Source organism: Vibrio hibernica, from assembly GCF_015223435.1.
Classification (GTDB): domain Bacteria; phylum Pseudomonadota; class Gammaproteobacteria; order Enterobacterales; family Vibrionaceae; genus Vibrio; species Vibrio hibernica.
In genome coordinates this window covers 14,006-36,025 of the sequence record NZ_VHKO01000023.1, presented here as the reverse complement: position 1 = coordinate 36,025, position 22,020 = coordinate 14,006, and the positions used below count along the sequence as shown (strand labels likewise).

Annotated in this window: 18 protein-coding genes and 2 pseudogenes; 12 read left to right on the top strand and 8 right to left on the bottom strand. The window is 40.2% G+C overall.

What is annotated here, in order from left to right; genetic code table 11:
• The first annotated feature begins 275 nt into the window (after window positions 1-275).
• Complete coding sequence (gene sppA, locus FH976_RS09885; protein ID WP_194090692.1) at window positions 276-2,138, top strand: signal peptide peptidase SppA; 1,863 nt, start codon at window positions 276-278, stop codon at window positions 2,136-2,138.
• Window positions 2,139-2,219: 81 nt separating this feature from the next.
• Here the strand turns inward: sppA and FH976_RS09880 are convergent, their stop codons facing one another.
• Window positions 2,220-3,077 (bottom strand): MurR/RpiR family transcriptional regulator, encoded by an 858-nt coding sequence (locus FH976_RS09880; RefSeq protein WP_194090691.1) that lies wholly within the window; start codon window positions 3,075-3,077, stop codon window positions 2,220-2,222.
• A 171-nt stretch (window positions 3,078-3,248) separates the two neighbouring features.
• On the opposite strand from FH976_RS09880, the gene murQ reads away from it, so the two are divergent.
• The 3 genes from murQ to ansA all read left to right on the top strand — a co-directional run bounded on the left by murQ (window position 3,249) and on the right by ansA (window position 7,085).
• Window positions 3,249-4,154, top strand: a complete 906-nt coding sequence (gene murQ / locus FH976_RS09875; protein ID WP_194090690.1) for an N-acetylmuramic acid 6-phosphate etherase — start codon at window positions 3,249-3,251, stop codon at window positions 4,152-4,154.
• A 59-nt stretch (window positions 4,155-4,213) separates the two neighbouring features.
• On the top strand, window positions 4,214-5,677 hold the full coding sequence (gene murP, locus FH976_RS09870) for a PTS N-acetylmuramic acid transporter subunit IIBC (RefSeq protein WP_194090689.1): 1,464 nt from the start codon (window positions 4,214-4,216) through the stop codon (window positions 5,675-5,677).
• Window positions 5,678-6,071: 394 nt separating this feature from the next.
• Window positions 6,072-7,085, top strand: coding sequence for an asparaginase (gene ansA, locus FH976_RS09865; protein WP_194090688.1), 1,014 nt, complete (start codon window positions 6,072-6,074; stop codon window positions 7,083-7,085).
• Window positions 7,086-7,195: 110 nt separating this feature from the next.
• Here the strand turns inward: ansA and FH976_RS09860 are convergent, their stop codons facing one another.
• On the bottom strand, window positions 7,196-7,477 hold the full coding sequence (locus FH976_RS09860; protein WP_194090687.1) for a YeaC family protein: 282 nt from the start codon (window positions 7,475-7,477) through the stop codon (window positions 7,196-7,198).
• A gap of 10 nt (window positions 7,478-7,487) precedes the next feature.
• A complete protein-coding gene (gene msrB / locus FH976_RS09855) occupies window positions 7,488-7,871 on the bottom strand; it encodes a peptide-methionine (R)-S-oxide reductase MsrB (protein ID WP_194090686.1) in 384 nt (127 codons plus the stop codon).
• 411 nt (window positions 7,872-8,282) lie between these two features.
• On the opposite strand from msrB, the gene gap reads away from it, so the two are divergent.
• The 3 genes from gap to rlmA all read left to right on the top strand — a co-directional run bounded on the left by gap (window position 8,283) and on the right by rlmA (window position 11,446).
• Entirely contained in the window at window positions 8,283-9,278 is a 996-nt protein-coding gene (gene gap, locus FH976_RS09850) for a type I glyceraldehyde-3-phosphate dehydrogenase (protein ID WP_194090685.1), read from the top strand.
• A gap of 187 nt (window positions 9,279-9,465) precedes the next feature.
• The gene (locus FH976_RS09845; RefSeq protein WP_194090684.1) at window positions 9,466-10,350 is read left to right on the top strand and encodes a D-hexose-6-phosphate mutarotase; all 885 of its coding nucleotides are present in this window, start codon (window positions 9,466-9,468) and stop codon (window positions 10,348-10,350) included.
• A gap of 265 nt (window positions 10,351-10,615) precedes the next feature.
• Window positions 10,616-11,446 (top strand): 23S rRNA (guanine(745)-N(1))-methyltransferase, encoded by an 831-nt coding sequence (gene rlmA / locus FH976_RS09840; RefSeq protein WP_194090683.1) that lies wholly within the window; start codon window positions 10,616-10,618, stop codon window positions 11,444-11,446.
• Between the two features lie 8 nt (window positions 11,447-11,454).
• Here the strand turns inward: rlmA and FH976_RS09835 are convergent, their stop codons facing one another.
• Window positions 11,455-11,934, bottom strand: a complete 480-nt coding sequence (locus FH976_RS09835) for an endonuclease (RefSeq protein WP_324187422.1) — start codon at window positions 11,932-11,934, stop codon at window positions 11,455-11,457.
• Window positions 11,935-12,027: 93 nt separating this feature from the next.
• Between FH976_RS09835 and FH976_RS09830 the strand changes: the two genes are divergently transcribed.
• Genes FH976_RS09830 through FH976_RS09815 form a run of 5 tightly spaced genes read left to right on the top strand, consistent with a single transcriptional unit; the run spans window position 12,028 to window position 17,131 of the window.
• Window positions 12,028-13,158: a tyrosine-type recombinase/integrase gene (locus FH976_RS09830; protein ID WP_194090682.1), complete on the top strand. Its 1,131-nt coding sequence runs from the start codon at window positions 12,028-12,030 to the stop codon at window positions 13,156-13,158.
• Window positions 13,159-13,166: 8 nt separating this feature from the next.
• Window positions 13,167-13,847: a hypothetical protein gene (locus FH976_RS15905; protein ID WP_228767400.1), complete on the top strand. Its 681-nt coding sequence runs from the start codon at window positions 13,167-13,169 to the stop codon at window positions 13,845-13,847.
• A gap of 59 nt (window positions 13,848-13,906) precedes the next feature.
• Entirely contained in the window at window positions 13,907-14,818 is a 912-nt protein-coding gene (locus tag FH976_RS15900; RefSeq protein WP_228767399.1) for a hypothetical protein, read from the top strand.
• Window positions 14,815-16,731, top strand: a complete 1,917-nt coding sequence (locus FH976_RS15895; RefSeq protein WP_228767398.1) for a site-specific integrase — start codon at window positions 14,815-14,817, stop codon at window positions 16,729-16,731. The genes FH976_RS15900 and FH976_RS15895 overlap by 4 nt, the downstream gene beginning before the upstream one ends.
• Window positions 16,724-17,131 (top strand): TetR family transcriptional regulator, encoded by a 408-nt coding sequence (locus FH976_RS09815; protein ID WP_194090681.1) that lies wholly within the window; start codon window positions 16,724-16,726, stop codon window positions 17,129-17,131. Before FH976_RS15895 ends, FH976_RS09815 begins: the two co-directional genes overlap by 8 nt.
• A gap of 931 nt (window positions 17,132-18,062) precedes the next feature.
• Here FH976_RS09815 and FH976_RS09810 read toward each other — a convergent pair.
• The 4 genes and pseudogenes from FH976_RS09810 to FH976_RS09795 all read right to left on the bottom strand — a co-directional run.
• A complete protein-coding gene (locus tag FH976_RS09810; RefSeq protein WP_194090680.1) occupies window positions 18,063-19,643 on the bottom strand; it encodes an SIR2 family protein in 1,581 nt (526 codons plus the stop codon).
• 40 nt (window positions 19,644-19,683) lie between these two features.
• Window positions 19,684-19,941: pseudogene (locus FH976_RS09805) on the bottom strand (tyrosine-type recombinase/integrase); the annotation flags it as partial.
• Window positions 19,942-19,978: 37 nt separating this feature from the next.
• A protein-coding gene (locus FH976_RS09800; protein WP_407701640.1) for an IS3 family transposase occupies window positions 19,979-21,513 on the bottom strand; the annotation gives its coding sequence in 2 pieces (ribosomal slippage) (window positions 19,979-21,060 and window positions 21,060-21,513; 1,536 coding nt in all).
• A 69-nt stretch (window positions 21,514-21,582) separates the two neighbouring features.
• A pseudogene (locus FH976_RS09795) lies at window positions 21,583-21,924 on the bottom strand (integrase); the annotation flags it as partial.
• Between the last annotated feature and the right edge of the window lie 96 nt (window positions 21,925-22,020).

Below are 22,020 nucleotides of genomic sequence, written 5' to 3'. Positions count from 1 at the left end.
TGGTCTGACCAGTCTATCGCTGGCAATACAAAAAACCAAACAAGCGTTTACATTTTTGCAACCTAGCTCAACTTACATTCAAAAATAAAAGCCAAACCAATTATTAATCCAATAAGAAGATAAAACGAATACACATACAACGGAAAATTATAGTAAGCTTTTGTCGCTAAGCACATTTTTAGAATGAATGAGACGAGTTGAAGCCATGGCTAACAAAGCAATAACTTCAAAGCGAAAGGTATTTTTAGTCATTTTGAGTTTAATTGGATACAAATATGAAGAAACTGTTTTGCTTTATTGGTGCAATTTTTAAAGGAATTTGGAAGTTCATTTCTTTTTTACGCACGGCGTTACTCAACCTCCTTTTTATTGCTATTTTGGTTGGCGTTTACTTCGCCTTTACTTCGCAACAAGATGATTCATCAAGCGGCAAACAAGATACTGATAAAAAATCAGCATTGGTGCTAAATCTATCTGGGCCTATTGTTGAGCAACGCACTTCTGTTAGCTCATTTGATTCTATTTCTGGCAGTTTACTAGACCAAGATGTGCCAAAAGAAAATGTTCTCTTTGATCTAGTAAAAACGATTCGATATGCGGCAACCGATGACTCAATTTTAGGCTTAGTCTTAAACCTAAAAGAAATGCCAGAGACGAGCTTAACTAAACTCAGATACGTAGCAAAAGCCATTGAAGAGTTTAAGCAAAGTGGAAAACCAGTTTATGCCTACGGTGATTTCTACAATCAAAGTCAATATTACCTTGCCAGTTACGCCAATAAAATCATGCTTTCTCCTGATGGCGCAGTTTTGTTAAAAGGCTACAGTGCTTACACTTTATATTATAAAGATTTACTCGAAAAACTTGATATTACGACTCATATTTTCCGAGTCGGAACGTATAAATCGGCTGTAGAGCCTTTCATCCGTAACGATATGTCACCAGCGGCAAAAGAATCCGCAACGGCGTGGCTAACCCAAATTTGGGGCGCGTATGTCGATGATGTTTCCCATAACCGTAAAATCAAAAGTAGCACTCTTAATCCAAACATGAATGATTTTTTAGCTCAGCTGAAATCGGTTAAAGGCGACTTTGCTGCCCTCTCTTTAAAGCTAGGCTTAGTGGATCAATTAACCACCCGCCAGCAAGCTAATGAGTATCTACGTCAAGCGTTTGGTGGCGATAAAAAATCAGGTTATAACGGTATTAGTTATTACCAATATTTATCCAAAGTTAAAACTCCTGTAACAGCGAGCCACGATAAAATTGCGGTTATCGTTGCCAGTGGTGCAATTTTAGATGGTGATCAACCTCAAGGCCGTGTGGGTGGAGATTCCACTGCAACGCTACTTCGCCAAGCTCGATTAGATGACAACGTTAAAGCCGTTATTTTGCGCGTTGATAGCCCTGGAGGTAGCGCCTATGCATCGGAAGTTATTCGTAATGAAGTCGAAGCCTTGAAACAATCAGGTAAACCAGTAGTCGTATCTATGTCTAGCTTGGCAGCATCTGGTGGTTATTGGATTTCAATGAGTGCAGATAAAATCATTGCTCAGCCAACAACCCTAACAGGCTCAATTGGCATCTTTGGTGTGATTACTACCTTCGAGAAAGGCTTAAATAAAATTGGTGTGCATGCCGATGGAATCGGAACCAGCCCATTCTCTGGTGTGGGGTTAACCAATGGTTTATCTGAAGGCGCAGCGCAAGCGATGCAAATGGGAATTGAACATGGTTATCATCGCTTCATTTCTTTAGTGGGTGAAAATCGAGATATGACAACAGATGCGGTAGACAAGATTGCGCAAGGCCGAGTCTGGACAGGTCAAGATGCCATGAAACGCGGTCTTGTTGATAAAATGGGTGACTTTGATGACGCAATTCAAGCAGCAGCTGAATTAGCGAAAATCACAGACTATCAACTCTATTGGGTTGAAAAGCCATTAAGCCCAGCTCAACAGATCATGAGAGACATACTTCAATCTAGTGATATTTCTATTAACAGCAAAATTGAAGCTATGATCCCTGCCTCATTACAACCTGCTGCAAAACAAATCAGTGCGAGTACTGAGCTACTCAATAACTTAAATGATCCGCAAGGCTATTATACATTTTGTTTAACCTGCCAAGCGCAATAACATATAACTAGCTAATAACAAAAAGGACGCCAATCAGCGTCCTTTTTTTATATCTATGCCCAGCCCTAAATACTGACTAAGTCAGCGCGACAGATCATCGACTACACCTTTCATATCTCGAATCAAAGCGGTTGCTTGAGTTTCACGCTTTTGCACTAATGATAGAAATAATAAATCCCCAATAGTATGTTGCGCGGTACGAGAAGAAATAGAAGAACTACGGAGATCCCCTTCTTCTGCGATTGTGGTTAACACACAATCAGCCATATCATGCAATAAACTATGACGCAATGAGGTGATAGCAACGATATAAGCCCCTTTCTTTTTAGCCGTTTCAGCTGCAAATAAAATATCTTTACGCTGACCCGAATAAGAAAAAGCTAAAAATACATCTTGAGGTTGCAAAGTATTCGCGATGGTTATTTGGACATGGCTATCAAACTCATTCAAGGTTGGAATACCAATTTTCATCAATTTATAGCTGAGATCTTTGGCAACCAGAGCCGAACCACCAATCCCTGCGATCTGTACTTTCCCTGCTAAATCAAGCCACTCTACAACTTTCTTAAACTCATCTATGTTGATGCTATTTGTCGTCTGTAAAATGGCTGCTGATTTTTCTTCTGCTAGTTTTTGAGCAACATCCTGCAAACTATCTCTGGCTGAAATTTGATTATGCAGCGTTGTCGAACCTTGAACAATGGCATGCTCTCGGCCTATTTCTTCACTCATCTTCACTTTAAATTCAGTAAACCCTTTGCAGCCTAATTTTTGCGTGAATTTAACGATGCTCGATTGGCTAACTTGGCATTCATCCGCTAATTGTTGAGACGATAACGAAATCACATTAAATGGGTCGGATAAAAGTTGATGTGCGATTTTCTGTTCATTAATAGAAAATCGAGTCAGGTTATAGCGTAATTGCGTTAATAACGGCATGACAAATCTCGCATAAATATCTGGGCATTGATTGCTACCCGTAAATCAAGTTGCCTTCTATTCTATTCGCATTATTCCTACATTGGAATAATTTATTATGAGACATCGATCACCACATTGGAATAATTTATTCATTATTCTATTCCAAACCGATATTAGCAGAGAATCATTATGAAAATCGACTTAACTCAACTTGTCACCGAAAGCCGTAACCCTGTCAGCGCAAACATTGATGCACTTAGTACTTTAGAAATGCTAACCGTGATCAACAATGAAGATAAAAAAGTCCCTCTAGCCGTCGAAAAAACACTGCCTGAGATTGCAAAAACGGTCGATCTTATTGCACATGCGTTTAATCATGGCGGTCGCCTTATTTACATTGGCGCTGGGACATCTGGTCGCCTTGGTATTTTAGATGCCAGCGAATGTCCTCCGACTTACGGTTCAGATCCATCAAAAGTCGTTGGTCTAATCGCGGGAGGTAAAACGGCTATTTTAAAAGCGGTCGAGAATGCTGAAGATAATCGCGAACTCGGTACACAAGATTTAAAAGATATTGATTTTGATAAAAATGATGTTTTAGTTGGCATCGCTGCTAGCGGACGTACACCTTATGTTTTAGGCGCGATGGAATATGCTCGCAGCCAAGGTGGCGCGGTTATTTCGGTCAGCTGTAACCCGGTTAGCCCAATGACTCAAGCAGCAGATATTGCCATCACTCCAATTGTTGGTGCAGAAATCGTGACAGGCTCCTCTCGCATGAAAGCGGGCACAGCTCAAAAACTTGTCTTAAATATGTTAACCACTGGCGCCATGATTAAAACAGGCAAAGTCTATGGAAACTTGATGGTTGATGTTGAGGCTACCAATGCAAAATTAGTTGAGCGTCAAAAAAATATCGTGATCGCGGCAACAGAGTGCGACCGTGATACAGCAGAAGCTGCGCTACAACAATGCAACGGCCACTGTAAAACGGCCATTGTCATGATCCTCACACAATCGGATGCTCAGCAAGCGACACAATTATTGTCTAAGTCAAATGGCTTTACTCGTCATGCGATCCAAGATAACGCATAAATTGAGTAATGATACACATCACTTAAGCTGGATATCTCATCAAATTTATAGGTACAAACATGGCTAAAATCACCCAACCTATGATTGATTCAATAATTGAATTGGTCGGTGGTAAATCAAACATAGCGCTTGCAGGTAACTGCATGACACGTTTACGTTTAACGCTAAAAAATAACAGTTTGGTACAAGTCGATGACTTAAAACGTGTTGGCGGAGTCATGGGGCTGGTCGAAAGTGACGAACAATTGCAAATAGTTCTGGGGCCAGGAAAAGCGCAAACGGCCGCAGAAATGATGAATATCAGTTTATCGCAAGAAAGTGAGGGTTCTTCTTCTCAACAGAATAATCAAAAAAATAACCCCAATTTAAAAGACATTGCCTCTGATCAAAAGAAGCAAATGAAGGCAAAGCAAACCAGCGGCATCCAACGTTTTCTCAGTAAGTTTGCTACCATTTTTACGCCTCTTATTCCTGGGTTTATTGCCGCTGGCATGCTACTTGGTATCGCAACCGTTTTAGAACAGGTTTACCTAACCGGACAAACCAATCCAAACCTGTTTCTCGTCGATCTTGTTGGATATTTTAAGGTCTTTGGCAAAGGGTTATTTAGTTTCTTAAGTATTTTAATTGGCTATAACGCCCAAAAAGCCTTTGGTGGTTCAGGCGTCAATGGGGCAATCATCGCCTCATTATTTGTACTAGGTTATAACCCAGACGCCACTTCTGGTATTTATTCTGGGATGACGGATTTCTTCGGCCACACCATTGATCCTCGCGGCAACATTATTGGCGTGTTAATAGCCTCAATTTTAGGTGCATCGGTTGAACGCTTTATCCGAAGATATATGCCTGATGATCTTGATATGATTCTAACGTCTAGCTTGACGCTATTATTTATGGGCGCAGTCACTTTCATTGTCATCATGCCTTTAGGCGGCTATTTATTCCAAGGTATGTCATGGTTGTTCTTAAACCTTAACGGAAATCCTATTGGTTCTGCCATTTTAGCGGGTTTGTTCTTAATCTCCGTGATGTTTGGTATCCACCAAGGCTTTGTACCCGTTTATTTTGCGTTGATGGAGACTCAAGGCTTTAACTCATTATTTCCAATTCTAGCGATGGCCGGTGGTGGTCAAGTTGGTGCTGCTGCTGCACTTTATGTCAAAGCGAAGAAGGATTCTTTACTGCGAGTTCAAATTAAGGGTTCTATTATTCCGGGTATTTTAGGTATTGGTGAGCCATTAATTTACGGCGTAACTCTACCTCGCGTTAAACCATTTGTGACGGCTTGTATTGGCGGTGCTGCGGGTGGCTTTTTTATCGGACTAGTGTCTTATTTAGGTTTGCCTGTGGGTTTAAATACTGTCTTTGGCCCATCCGGCATTGTGTCATTACCACTCATGACGTCAGATAGTGGCATATTCCCAGCCATGATGGTTTATGGATCTGGCCTATTAATAAGTTATGGTGTTGGCTTTATTGTGACTTACTTCTTTGGTACTAAAAATATTGATTTAAGTTAATCCTTAGGACTTGGAAACTATTATATACCTAAAGTAATTGAAGTCGCAGCGAGGCAGTAAGTGAACCTGGCCAACTATTGTTTATAAAGAACAAAATTGCAGCTTCAAGTAAGACAGGTATAAAAACTGAAAAACTATAATTCGATCGAATATAAACCGACATGCTCTTTTGCATTAAAGCTCGTTCTTTAATTCAAAAAGGTTCCCCCCGAACTTGCTTGCAATAGCTTCCCCTGCCACTTTGTGATGTGGCAGGGGATTTTCTTTTTCTGTATGCCAAAACCCACATTTCGAAGGACTGCAACTTTAAGTAAGAAGGGTTATACTTGCCGCCTGTTTCTATCCACACTATATCGCTAACGTTTCCAGCGTCGCGATGGCAAGAGTTTTAACTATGACAAGAAAACATATTTACGTGGCCTACACTGGCGGCACAATTGGCATGAAACGATCATCACATGGCTATATTCCTGCCGATGGTTTTATGACCCAGCAACTTGAAGCCATGCCTGAATTCCACCGTGAAGAAATGCCATTATTCACAGTGCATGAATATTCGCCTTTAATGGACTCATCGGATATGACGCCAAATGATTGGCAGCATATCGCTGATAATATTCATGCTAACTACGATAAATATGACGGTTTTGTGATTCTGCATGGCACGGATACCATGGCGTATACCGCATCAGCATTATCGTTTATGTTCGAAAATTTAGGTAAACCAATCATTGTTACTGGCTCTCAAATTCCACTAGCTGAATTACGATCTGACGGCCAAGCAAACCTTTTAAATGCATTACACATTGCTGCAAACTACCCCATCAATGAAGTCACGTTATTTTTTAATAATCAATTGATGAGAGGCAATCGCAGTACTAAATCTCGCGCCGATGGATTTAGTGCATTCAGCTCACCAAATTTACCGGTGTTGCTCGAAGCTGGGATCAGTATACAAGTCAGTAATCCAGAGCTAATCAATAAAAAGCCAAATGGTGAATTCAAAGTTCATACTATTACTCCCCAACCTATTGGCGTGATCACCATGTATCCAGGCATCTCTCATGAAGTGATTCGAAATACACTTCGCCAGCCAGTAAATGCGATGATTTTGCTGACTTTTGGCGTTGGTAACGCACCACAGAATAAAGACATGTTAGCGCATTTAAAAGAAGCATCTGAACGTGGTGTGATTGTGGTAAATCTAACCCAGTGCTTAGCGGGAAAAGTGAATATGGATGGTTATGCGCCTGGAGTATCTTTAGCGGAAGCCGGCGTGATCAGCGGTTATGATATGACACACGAAGCAGCATTAGCTAAATTGCACTATCTGCTAAGTAAAAACTTAACTTATGAAGAAATAAAAACGCAGATGAAACAAGTATTGCGTGGAGAAATGAGTTTATAAATGCCAAGCTAAAAGACTGACTGTTATCTGTTATCTGTTATAAAAATAAAAGTGCTACTAGAAAGATAAAGCGATGATCATATTCACTGCTTTATCTTTATTCCGTGATTTTAATGCGTAACTTTTACTCGAACAATATCTTCTTGTCCTTCAGCAAACTGTTTTTTCAATTCTGTTTTTGACTTAAATGTCACTTCACCACCAGCAGCCACACTCATATGTTGAGGTTCATGGTTATTCTTTGATTGATATAACATTACCGCTTGCATACAAGAATCACGTTGCTCTTTAGAAACAGGTGTACCATCTAACCAGCGACCCGTTTCAATTGCATAATTGAGTCTGTCATATATTTCAGGTGTCATTGTATTTAATAACTGCTCAACATTCATATCTAAATCCTTACTGATTAAAACTCAAAGAAACAGAGTTGACGCAAAAACGCTGACCAGTCGTATCAATCGGCCCATCTTGAAACACATGCCCAAGATGGCTATCACAATTAGCGCATCGAATTTCGATACGGTGCATACCATGACTCGTGTCTTTTAAATACTTCACTGCATCTTTATTAATAGCTGCATCAAAACTTGGCCAACCACAACTAGAATCAAACTTATCTTCTGAACGAAACAAATCTGCCTGGCAGCAAGTACATTGGTAAATACCCGTTTCTTTATTATGCAGTAATGTTCCTGAATATGGAGCTTCAGTTCCGCCTTCGCGACAAACTCGATATTGTTCATCGCTAAGTTCAGCTTGCCACTCTTGATTTGTTTTTTCCATAAATATCCTTCCCGCGACCACAGTATCTCACCCATATATAGGGATAGAGCCAGGTAGACCTATAAAAATGTAATACTCTAAGTCTATCATCGAATCCGTTAAACAAAAACTTGCTCTCTCACAACAATGTGGCACATATTTTCTGTCTGGCTGATATGGTGACTTGGGTCACATTGATGTATGATTAAATCAACACCATGAATATGTACAGACTTGTAGTAAAGCATTGAGCTTTAGTAAATAAAAGAATGGATGTAATTTGGTCGATTTGTAAGAACTCAGAAAGAAAGTAACTCTTTTTTTTGACTTTAAACAAGTTAAAGCCGATTATTCCTTGCAGGAAAGAACTGGGTTCTGTAATTTTACTACCAGTTATCTTTAATCTGAAATTAAGTTGTGGAGCAACTACTAATGACTATCAAAGTTGGTATTAACGGTTTTGGCCGTATTGGACGTTTCGTTTTCCGTGCATCTGTTGAGCGTGACAACATCGAAGTTGTAGGCATCAATGACCTAATCGACGTTGAGTACATGGCATATATGCTTAAATATGACTCAACTCACGGTCGTTTCAACGGTACTGTTGAAGTTAAAGACGGTAACCTAGTAGTAAACGGCAAAACTGTTCGTGTAACTGCTGAGCGTAATCCTGAAGATCTAAAGTGGGATGCTATCAACGTTGATGTTGTAGCAGAAGCAACTGGCCTTTTCTTAACTGACGAAACTGCTCGTAAACACATCACAGCTGGCGCTAAGAAAGTTGTTCTTACTGGTCCTTCTAAAGATGCGACTCCAATGTTTGTTAACGGCGTTAACTTCGACACTTACGCTGGTCAAGATATCGTTTCTAACGCTTCTTGTACTACGAACTGCCTAGCACCAATTGCTAAAGTTCTTAACGACAAGTGGGGTATTAACTCTGGTCTAATGACGACAGTTCACGCAACTACAGCAACTCAAAAAACTGTAGATGGTCCTTCTGCGAAAGACTGGCGTGGTGGCCGTGGTGCTTCTCAAAACATCATCCCATCTTCAACTGGCGCAGCTAAAGCAGTAGGCCTTGTTCTTCCTGAAGTACAAGGCAAACTAACTGGTATGGCTTTCCGCGTACCAACTGCTAACGTTTCTGTTGTTGACCTTACTGTTAACCTAGAAAGTGCTGCAACTTACGCAGAAATCTGTGCTGAAATGAAACGTGCTTCTGAGAATGAACTAGCTGGCGTTCTTGGTTACACTGAAGATGCAGTTGTTTCTCAAGATTTCATCGGCGAAACTAACACTTCAGTATTTGATGCTGCTGCTGGTATCGCACTTAACGACAAATTCGTTAAAGTTGTATCTTGGTACGACAACGAAATCGGCTACTCAAACAAAGTTCTAGACCTAATCGCTCACATTTCTAAGTAAGCATTAGCATAGAGACTTTCTTTGAAAGGTTTTCTTTTGAAGGCAAGTTCATGAAAGGCGACCATTGTGTCGCCTTTTTTAGTTTTTACGTGACTCGGTACATCGATATTCGTTTCTCGAATAACAAACACCTTTGAGGAATAAACTCGAATAATGAGCCACACGTTACGAGACGAGGAATATTTCTATGAATTTAACCGAACTCCCTATCATCAGCACCCTATCCAATTGTGTCACCATAGTACAAAAAGAAGGCATCAAAGTTATTCGTGTTCAGCATGATAAAGCCGAAGCTGCTATTTCTCTTTTCGGTGGCCATGTCCTATCTTTTAAGCCAGTTAATCAACCTGATCTTATTTGGATGAGTAATAGCGCTATTTTTGACGGTAAGACACCATTACGTGGTGGTATTCCAGTTTGCTGGCCTTGGTTTGGCCGAATCTCTAATCCTGGTCATGGGTTTGCGCGGTCAAGTGAATGGCGACTAATCGAACATAAAGAAAGTGAACACGGTGTTATCGTTAGCCTTGGTCTTCTACCAAACGAAAATACGTTAGAAGTTTGGCCCCATCAATTTGATCTGGTACTGAACGTAGAAGTTTCTGACACACTGACAGTGACTCTGGTTACCACCAATACTGATGACAAAGCGTGGAATTTTTCTGGTGCACTTCACAGCTATTTCAATATCGCGGATATTAATCAAACCAAGATTACAGGTATGGGAGTAAATTACACCGATAGTTTACAAAATAGTAAAACTTGCTTAGGTGGAACCGCATTAAGTTTCAAAGCCGGTGTTGACCGTGTTTACACTCAGCCTGAAGCCTGTATCAACATTTCCGATCCTCAAAATCAACGAGAAATTACCGTAAAAAATCAAGGTGAAAACTCAGCTGTTATTTGGAATCCGTGGGAACTGGCAATTAGCATGGCTGATATGGATGATGATGGGTACCAAAACATGGTATGCGTAGAATCGACGATTCATGCGACTCATCTTGAAGAAGGTAATACTCTTCAACCAGGTGAAAGCCATGAGCTTATTACTGAAATTGGGTTAAAAGAATAAAGCAAGAAGTAAGAACCGAGTGGCAATATTAGAAAGTCGAAAATACACAATCAAAAACATATCATCCGTGATTGATTTTCGGCTCTCTAAGCAACATTTCCACTGATCCACTTTCAAAGCTATTTCATTTTCAGATTTCGTAGCAAATCGACCTCAGACCTCGCACTTACTTTTTCAAGTATTAGGCTTACCTTAAATTTCTCTTTATAAACACTTAAAACTCACTAAAATACCTTTTCACTCAAAAACGACGATATCAATAGCTATGTCTTACCAATGTCCACTTTGCCACCACACACTTATCGCTCGTACCGGCGGTTTTCAATGCGACAATAATCACCAGTTTGATAATGCCAAAGAAGGCTATGTCAATTTGATGCCAGTGCAACATAAACGCTCAAAGCAACCCGGTGACAACGTTGATATGATGCAAGCTCGTCGTCGTTTCCTCGCATCAGATAGCTATCATCTGATGCGTGAGGCCATGACTCAACTTTGCTTGAAATATACGAAAAATACATCTTTCCAAGTATTGGATATTGGTTGTGGCGAAGGTTATTACACCGCTTATTTAGCCGAACAAATCACATCAGAATCAGATCAAGCGACATGCTATGGTTTGGATATATCAAAAATTGCTATTCGATATGCTGCTAAACGCTATAGCTCCCAAAGCATGCAATTTTGTGTCGCCTCTAGCCATCGCCTGCCTTTCGCTGATAATAGCCTTGATGCTGTGGTTAAAATTTACGCCCCATGTCAGGCACAAGAACTTGAAAGAGTATTAACATCTACAGGGGTAGTTATTACCGTTACGCCCGCGGCACGTCATTTGTATCAACTTAGAGAACTTGTTTATCGTGAAGTACGCTTACACGATGAAGTGGCAGAACGCATTGAAGGATTTGAGTTAATCGAAGAATCTAAATTAAGTTATGAAATGATATTAGATGGCGCACAAACAGATGATTTACTACAAATGACTCCTTTTGCATGGAAAGCCAGTGAAGCCTTACGGACTCAGTTAAAAACCGCTACACAATTTAATTGCGAAGCGGATTTTATGTTACGAGTATATCAAAAAGTAACCGCTTAACTACCCTATTACTTTAAGCAACGGTCGGCCAAAATTGGATTAGTATTATGCTGATACTTTTCAACAATTTTGGCCTTATCGCATTCAAACTTTGTCACTGGATATTGCTTATCCCAAGCGGTAAAGAGTTGTCGCTGCTGTTTACTAATCTTAAAACTTGGATACGTCGTATCAAAATAAAGGTAAGTTCGAGCAATCAAGCCACGAGCATACTCCGGTGGTTGCGCTTTACGATTGTCTACATGAAAATCACACGAACCAAAATCACTTTTTGTTCCTGATAACATTTGGAAATTATAGTTTGAACGATAAGCATTAACTGAGCCTACCGCAGCATATAAATTGTAGCCATCGGCTTGCATCAAACGAAAATCTTTACTCACTTTGGTGGCACATTTACGACCTTTAAACGGCTTTCCTTTTGATACACATTGCGTATCGCCTTCTCGCCACTCTTTAAAACTACGACCAAAATTTTCCGCAGGCACAATATGTTATGAATACCTAAAAATGTAACTCTTACTTGATGCCGTTGGATTGGAATGTATACTGGATACATCTACAGTTTTTAGGTTGCAGCTATGATTATATTGAAATCTACATCTGACTTTGAAATCGACAGCGTAAAGTACCCTAATTTCCCCCTGTTGACTTGGGAACTCGATAGTGATTTAGGTATTGAGTCAGGAATGCTATGTGTGGAGGCAATGCAATTTCTGATTTATGAATGCCTTAAGCGAGGTCGGGTAAATAGTGAGAATACCTGGTGGGCATATGCTAATCATTTAAGTCAATTCCTGACCTTTTGCGAGCAGAATAAATTAGATTGGAAGGATATTTCTGAAAGCACTGAAGATGAAATGTTAGTCAGTGCTTATCGTGACCTTTGCGTTGGAGAGTTCGGTATGTCCACCAATTCAACCAACCAACATCTAAGAACGATAGTACGATTTTATAACTATGGAGTTGGTAAATGGTTTGACACTTTACCCTATTCTCTGGAGTCGGTTTCAGTGCGAAAAGGTCAGCAATTCTTAGCACATACTGAAAGAAACGGGGGGAAGAAATACAGCCCTAATCTGATGATGAAAACGTACGCAAAAAATGCTCAGTTTTTATCCGCTAATGAAGTTCAAGAACTGTTATCCGCTATCAAAAAACCAACCTTAAAACTGATGGTCCGTCTATGTCTACAGACAGGAATTAGACGTAAAGAGTTACTACTTTTCCCTTTAAGTTTAATCCGAAAGCCAAACGGCAACCAATCTTATTACGAGGTAAATATCACCAAAACTAAAGGTGAAAAGCCTCGTAATATACACATCCCGTCAAGGCTAATGGAGGATTTGTGGCGCTACGTAAACGAAACTCGATTTCAGAAGCAACAAGAGTCTGAAATTAAGTCAGACCGCCTCTTTCTAACCTCTGATGGTCAAGAATGGAATCCAACAGGAGCAGCCTTCGGGAAGGCTCTCAAAGCACTAAATCTTCCCTTCCATGTTACACCACACATATTAAGGCATACCTATGCCACACAAATGCTCAAAGGGCTTCAGGAGCGCAAAAGCAGCAAGTTTGAGCCGTTGATGTATTTACAGAGTCGCCTTGGGCACTCAAACATCACAACCACGATGAAATATTTGCATCTGGTTAATGATTTGGTAGATGACCTGTCGATTGAATATCAGCAGCAAATTGATGCAATTTCATAGGTGGCAGCATGGCAAGACAACGAAAAAATCTCAAAATTAACAAAGACAAGATCAAGAAAACTTCGGCGGTAGAAGCGACAGTAGATGCTTCTCAAAATCTGAATATTGTGCGCCCTTTGAGTCCTGTGGTAAATTATCCAAATATAGGGCCCAAATCAGGTAATGGCGCTAACGTCGACTTTACGAAATATTACGGTAAGGGCTATGACGACATCACTAATCGAGTTTATTACACCGCAAAATCACTACTAAAAAACACTGATGCTTTTTCCGAGCATACTCAGCGAACTTACATCAACAGCGGCTTTAAAACCTTTGCTGAATACCTTGAAATCTACTGTTACTCGATTGGTAAGAGCTTAGTGCAAGCAGATATTACACCTGCGTTAATTGAGAATTACTTACTGCACCTTCAAGCCAGCGAGCTATCTTTTACCACCCAAAAAAATAAATACACATTCCTCAAATCACTTTTACATCGCATGAAAGAAAAAGGCTATTGGACTTCCATTGACAGTGAAAAGTTGAATGATGATTTTTTCCCCAGCAATCCTTTCCCTTACTCGAACAGACAAAAAAAAGGTGAAAAGGCACTAACTCAGCATGAAAAAACTCAGCTTGTAGTTGCGCTCAAGCAAGCGATTAAGCCGATCTATAACAAGACTGAAGCATTATCGGGCATGAGTTAACGCTATGCCTACTCGCTACTGCTATTCAAACCGGTATCAATACCTCGCCTCTACTTAACATGGAAATTGACGCTTTAAGTGACCATCCCCTCAAAGATAACCGAAAGCTATTAACAGTGTTTAAAAATCGAGGGCACACTAATCAATTACACAATTTGCGCAGCTCACAAGGTTTTGAGGTAGTGCAAGGTGTAAAACTGGATGTCGCCTACATGATTGAAAAAATCATTCAGTTGAATGCATCAGTACGACAAATAATTAATTCAGATCGGGTGTTTGTATATAAAGCTCAAGGTAGTAAAGAAACGCGAACAACAGGCAACTATACCTCTCTGGAACAAATTTCACTTATGAGAAATATCACCAAGTTCATCAAAGAACACGACCTTAAAGATGAAAATGGACGCACTATGACACTTAATTTGGGCCGTATTCGCAAAACCTTCATCAATGGTATGTATGAACTCAGTGGAGAAAATTTGCAACTTACAGCGCAGCAAGCTAAGCACAGTGGCACGAGTACGCTTGACTATTATCTACACGCCCCTGAACAAACCAAACGAAACCTTGGACTCATGGGTGAGATACGGGTCAAAGAACTAACCAATGTGGAATCAAGTGTACCAATCGGTCATTGCAAAGACACAATAAATGGACATAAAGCCCCAAAAGATGGGACGTTTTGCAACAATTTTTTAGGGTGTTTCCGCTGTAAGAGTTTCGTTATTACTGGCGATGATTTACATAAGCTCTTTAGTTTTTATTGGGCAGTCGTGCGCAACCGTGATCGATTTGGCCGCAAGGAATGGAGGCGACATTTAAAGAATGTACTAAGAATAGTGGATGAAGAAGTTGTTCCTGAATTTGTAAAACTTGGTCAATTACAGCGTGTAGAGGCCGAAAAGGAACGAGCAAGAGTGAATCCACATCCGTACTGGCAAAATCTCGATATGTTGAAGGTAGCTCTATGAGTTCAGTTGAATTAATGCTAACGCAAGCTGAGCTTATGACTCAGCAATGCCCCTCCCTAAATGACAGTACGCTTGAGCAAGCTATAGCTGGCACTCTAGTAGGTATTGTAACCTATATTAAAATCGATAAGGGGTGCTACCAAACGCTCTCTCGATTTGAAGACGACGTATGGGTGTTTCCTGCCAGCAAGGGCACTAAATCTAATATAAAAAGCGAACTAAATCTTAGTTTTATAGCCATAAGCGATCCGCAGATGAAGCGTATGGCAAAATGGATTATGTGGAGCAAGCTGAAGAAGGGACTAGCACTCGGCACGTTAAGGAGGACTTTGAACTCATTAAAATTGTATTTTAGCTGGATTAATAGCTCAGACAATAGCGGTATACAAAGCCTCACAACTTTTACTGCAAAAGCCTACGTTAAGTACGTAAACGCCCTCACAACTGTGAAAAATAGTAAAATCAAACCTATTTCTGAGATACAGAAAGCACATAGACTCAAGACATTAGAAGAACTTTATCATCACTGTAAGGCGTTTGATTTTGTGAAAGAGCACCCCTGGCCTGAGTCTAGTTCTAATGAACAAGCTGGCTATATTGGTGAGGTTCTACAAGAAAGAAGAAGATCTAAAACATCCATCATTCCCAATGAAGTGTTAGTCCCTCTGTGTCAGTTTACAAAATCATACTTAGACCGAGCTGATGAACTATTAGCTTTGCGAGACAAACTTGATGCGTTTATACCCACAGCAGAAAGTAATAATGCAAACTGGCAATTAACTCAAAAAAGAAAGTATTTACATTCAATTATTCCACAATATCAAGGTCTTCATGATTTCAATAAAGATCTATGGCTACTACGAGACAGTTGTATATTCTGGCTACTGCTCACCACTGGTATGCGTATCCATGAAGTACTAGGGATTAAGCGTGGAGCGTATCGTAGTGAGGCAAAGAATGATATGACTTATTACTATATCGAAACAGTATCTTCGAAAACAAAAACAGGCTTAGCGGAGTGGATTGCACCAGAGATAGCCACTCAAGTTATCGACATTCTTGATCGTTATAGTTTTCCACTTCAAGGGCGACTTGAAAGTGATTTATTCAAGGCAAAAGCCAACAACAACTATGTGGAAGTTCATAGGTTAGAGGGAATCTCAAACCATGTTCTTTTGACAATTGAACCGGGGAATCAAAATTCGATTAACCTACTGAGCTGTCATTCTATTTCCGGCGATAGATTACCTAATTTATGTAATCAGATAGATAGCAATTGGAATCTGTCAGCACACCAGTTTCGCAGAACCTTTGCTAACTATGTGGCACATTCCGAGCTGGGTGATTTAAGGGCATTGAAAGACCACTTTAAGCACTGGTCGATTACTATGACGGCTTTGTATGCCTTTAACGAGAGTTTGGATGCGGAACTATTTGAAGAACTGCTCCGAGAAAAATATCTGGAAGAAGAACAAATCAAACAAGATCTTTTTGACTTAGATATGCCGATCACGGGAGGAAAAATAGCAACCCGCATTAAACAAGTTCGTGAAGATGACGAACTCATTAAAACTTTTGGCTCTCGGGAAGAAATGGTTAAAGCGTACTCTAGCTCCATTCCCATACGTTCGACAGGTATTGGTTGGTGTACTAATGATGATGAATGTAAGTGTGGTAAACCTGATTCTTGTGATAGTGGAATCGTAGACAAGCGCCACTTGCCATATTGGGAGGGAATGCTCATCCAGCAGATGAAACTTTTGCATCTTGATGATATTGGCGAAGCAGGTAAATCAGCTGTAGAGAAAGGCATGGAGCGCTGTGAAAAGGTATTGAGTGCATTAGGTGTTGATGTAGAAGCAATGAAACTAGAAATCAATCAGAGAGATAGAATCGGGGGTATGAATGTCTAACCAAAAAGAAAAGGCGACACATAAATCAATACGACTCGCTATTATTCGTATAGAAAAAGGTCGCCCTAATATTATCTCTGATAAGCGAAAAATGAGTGTGGCATCAGTGGCAGAAGAAGCTGAAGTAAGTCGAGCATTGATTCATCGTGATTACCCTGAACTGTTAGAGCGCATCAAGGGTGGGGTCAACAAGGGTGTTCGACAGCAGCGAGACGCTAAGCATACTGAATTAAATGAGTGTAAAGAGCGAAATCGAGAGCTTAGAAAAGAGGTAGCTGAATTGAAGGCGATGCTGGCTAAGGTTCAGTCGCAAAATGCAACATTAATACGGAAAAATTCGATGTTGAACAGCTCTCAGGATAAAAATATCAATATTACGCAACTAACTTACCGTAAGTAACTTATTGTGGTTTATCTGTCGTTGGATAATGTAGTTTGACCATTTTTCAAATATCTGAAATTTTTATGAAGCTCGAATTTAACTTAAAATTATCCATAGTAAGCACCATGATCGGATTCATAGTTAAGGAACTAAATTGTCGTTAGTTAAGTCTACCCTTACAGTCCTGTCATAATTATAAATATCGCAAAATCAGTATAGGGTTCCTTTACTGAGTAATCGAAAGGGACAGTGATTTTCCGTTAGATTATTGCTTAACAATTTATAGATCAGTTATGGGTTGGCCCTCTTAAAAGTGGACAATTTATCGGTCGGATACGTGTTGCCTCCCTAAAAGTGGACAATTTATCGGTCGGATACGTGTTGCCTCCCTAAAAGTGGACAATTTATCGGTCGGATACGTGTTGGCCCCCTAAATATGGATAAAAATTTGTAGGTGATTTTTCTAAATTTGTCGACGACGAATAACTTCAAGTATAAAAAATCCCCGTTTTCAATTAAAACTAAAACAGGCAAAATTATTAGTCACTTATCTACTACGAACACAGCTCAAAGAAAACGTTCAATAATTTGATCTACACACTCTTGATTAAACTCTTCAAAATCAACAGCCTTACCCATGTCAATAAGTTGTTCTCTGGTTGGGTAACGTAATGTTCTCAGATCCGTAACGTTTGTTAGGTGGAAATTTCTAACTCGCTTCTGCCCCATTGTCATTTTCACTCATTAAATTACTTGTCGTCCTGTTTAGAAATTTCCCCCAATAAAATTCATGTGAGGGAAATATATGTGATTGCACAATTATTCATTAAAGGTGAGTAGTTAGAGATCGGTTGCCCAGAGATATGCTGAAGATGATTTTGAGTCACTTTGGGACAAAAGCGAGTTAACTTTTAAGCTTTTGTCCACACGTTAAGAATGGCGAGTCTGATCAAGAATGGTTGCTATTTTTTACATAGTCATACAAGCAAACAACTTTACAGAAGCTACTTGATAGACTCGATTGGCTAAGTGCATCGTCAATGTGCTTTTTCAGTATCTTTAGTAGTTCATCTAAATCTCTTCGAATTAACCCTACATCCATATAAGGCATCATTCTTAGAAATAAGCCAAACTCATACTTATTGTATAATTCGTTGACACCTATCTTAACTTCTTCGATGCGTTGTGAGCGACCGAGGTCTCCACCTTGGGACCTGAACGAGTTGATATCACTATCAAATCGGTTAGCTACTCCGCCTTTGAGCTCTACCTCCGGAATTAGTGAGCCTTCATTTGTAATCAAACCTGCTTGATTTAAATAGTGAAATATGGGGATGCGAGCATTGCCTTTACATATATTTGGAAGAACTTCATTGACCACTTGTCCCCAATCATATTGTTTATTCTCAAAAACCACTTCACGGATCAGGTCAACCCGTTGAAGGCCCACAAGTCCTTTCGTTGCCATTGATTCTGATTTTTTGACCATTGAGATTGCACCATAACCAACTACAAATTCCGTGGCTACGTTATCTTCAATGCGTTCCGAATCTCGAACGTAAAGCTTACCTTTTGGGTCATCGGTTAAAACTAATTCATACAATTCATCCTTTATCATTCGAAAAAGATGCGCGGGTATGCGTTTTTTAGTTTCACTCAAAACCTCAAATAATTCTTTATAGGAAGGCGTTTGAATGTACTTTACGGGAATTTTTTTATGTATCACAGAATCGCTAAAATCAGGCTCTTCAATATCAGATTTCCACTCCACAAATAAGAGCTTGTTTTGAAGGAAATCTAGGCTCGCTTCAGGAAAGCAATTGACGATGTCTTCAAGAATTTCTGCAATGTGTTCATCAGTGAGTGAATAACCAAGGAAAATTACAGGCCTTTCTATGAACATGGTTAGAAGCTTCGAAGATAGATATGGATTCTTTTTACGATATTTATCGTAATCGGTTGATGTAAGAACTAAGGAGTTCGGTCTAGAACTACACCCATGAATTTTGTATATTTCAGCAATTCCATGGCTACGGCCTGCTATCAATCCGTCTTGGCCAACAAATGGCGTAAATTTTGGAAATTGATTCTCTAGGAACATATCCCAATTAGTGGTTATTACCCCGTCAATGTTAGCTTTAGCTAGCAACTCTATTTCTGCCTGCAAATCTGCATCTTGCGTAATTTTTTCGTGAGCTTTTTCAATATACTTAGCAATTGATATTTTTAGAGGAGATTGCTCGTCTAAAAACTCTTTCTCATGCTGATCAATTAACTGTTTCGCTTCCTCAGTATCCCACCATTTTTTTGCGTATATTGAAGCAAGAAGTTGAGCATATGTTGGTAAGTCACCATTTGATTGTGTTCGAAGTTTTACATGACTTTCTCCAATAGCTTCAGCGAATTCTTTTAGTAGTCCTTCCCAACAATTGACGCCCATGTAACGTCTGGAAAGGCCTGACCCAACAAACAAAATAGGAGAAGCTTCAAACTGATTGAAGTGATTGGCTAGCTTATTTTTAAAGTTCAATATCAATATCCTTTTAATTCGACGGCGTTTTCCTGAGGATTTAAGTCTCACAACTCTCCGAAATCCTCAGTGCATCTTCAATTTCAACACCAAGGTATTCAATCGTACTTTCTAATTTAGCATGACCCAGAAGTAACTGGATAGCTCGTAAGTTCTTGGTTTTGGCATAGATCAAAGAAGCTTTTGTCCGGCGCAGTGAATGAGTGCCGTACTGCGTTTTATCTAGACCGATATCAGTCACCCAACGGTTAACTATAGTGGTGTAGTAATGGTACGAGATAGGTTTCCCTTCAAATCGGCGTTTTTCAAGGTAGTTGTCACTACTTGCTTAATTATCAAGCAGCTTCTTTTTCTGGGTTCAGATGAACTTCTCCGATCGGCTCACAGTTCCTGATTTTCCCTGACCAGCGTTCTGGTCTTTTCTGGCGATGTTCCATCAACACCTTTGCTCGACGTTCCAAGATTTGCTTGTCTTTTCCACTATGGCGCTCTGATGGTGTGACAAAATTTAAGCGACTATGTTTGTGTTCGGTGTTATACCAGACAACGAATTCAGCTACCCAAGCTCGACATACGTCTAGATCAATAAAACCTTTTGATGGCCAATTCGGCACATATTTCAATGTGCGGAATAAGGATTCCACATACGGATTGTCATCGCTGACTCGTGGGCGACTGTAGGACGAGATAATGCCCAGTTCTTCCATCTTAGCTTTGAACGTCAATGATTTCATTGGAGCGCCATTATCGGAATGCAGAACCAGAGACTGATTGAAGCATTGCTCTCGCATCAAGGTTCGTTGCAGTAACTGAGCTGCCAACTCTCCGCACTCTCGGTCATAGACGTCATACCCAACGATTTTTCGGCTATAAATATCTTCGATCATGTACAGATAATAATGCTGACCACGAACCCCTGACGGCATGTACGTAATATCCCAAGTGAAAACCTGATTCGGCCCTGTAGCGGTGTAACTTGTTGGTCTCGATGATTTTTTCCGACTACGTTGGCGACCTCGATGGTTGAGTTGACCTTCTGCTTTCAAAACCCGATAAAAACTCGATTCTGATGCGATATATTCACCTTTATCCAGCAAGGTTGGGACGATTTGACTCGGTGGTAAACTCGCGTATTCAGGTGCGTTACTGACTTCAACGATCAACTGCCTTTCTTGCTTCGAGAGCTTGTTTACTGGCTCTGGTCGTGTCGCTATCGGCCTTTGATCTTCCTGTATTTCACCGCTCTGATACCAGCGACGGTAAGTCCGTAAATCGATCTCAGCTTCATGACAGGCATTCTCTAAGCGACAGCCGTTTTGACGAGCCTCATGGATGAGTGCAACCAAGCTTTGCCTTTCATCGGTTGAGGTTAATCGTCCTCGGGTTCTTCCCCGTAAAAGGCTCTGAGCTTTTTTCTCAGCACCAGAAGAGCAGTGGTTTCTGCCAGCGCTTTTTCTTTGTAACGGAGTTCTTTCTTCAACTCTTTTATTTCATGTTTGTCCGCTTTTGCCTGTTTCTTGGCTTCCGCTTCTCGTTCTTTTTGAGTCATGAAACCGTGCATACATTCGCTGCGCCACTCTTTGATCTGCTCATGGTAAAGCCCCTTTTCACGACAATACTGACTTAACTCATGCTCTGTCATGGAAAAGGTTTCAGCAACTACAGCTAACTTAGTTTGGGCTGACCACTGCTCGGAGGAAGTATTACTATCTGGCACAACGGCTCCTGACTGTCTTAATGCGTTACGCCAATTGTACAGGGTTGCTTCACTGATGCCTTCTTCTTTTGCTACTTCCGTCACTGAACGAGAGTATGGAGGTAATAGCTTTTTCAATATTGCTTCTTTTCTTTCCTGCGGATAACGAGACATGAATTACTCTGTTACCGCCCCTAACTGGTTAAATTTTAACAGTGACAACTATCCTGCCAGAGGGGGAAATCGAGGACTAGGGAATAGATAGTCTGTTGGTGCTAATCCGTTTTGAATTATCCACTGTGACAAGGTTTGTTGTGTTTTGGGTGTGATTTCGAAGTGTACTTCTTGCTGGGTTTTCTGTTGTTTAACAATGGTTCTCGACATCACACAACCACTACGGCTAACGTCTTGTACCTTTAGGTTACGCAAGTCACATGCTCTGAGTTTGCTATCGATGGCAAGGTTAAACAGCGCCAATTCAAATAACCGTTCCTCAAGCTCCAAGCGAATTCGAATACGCCAAATATCCTCCAATTTAAATGCTTTCTTCTGACCTACACGTTTTCCTTTATTCCAAGCTTCCATAATGTGCACCTTACGTCATAAAAATGTCCTTTAAGTAAGGCATAAATCAAAGACAATGTGACATCTAATGATATGATTGAAGTAATCTTTCTAAAC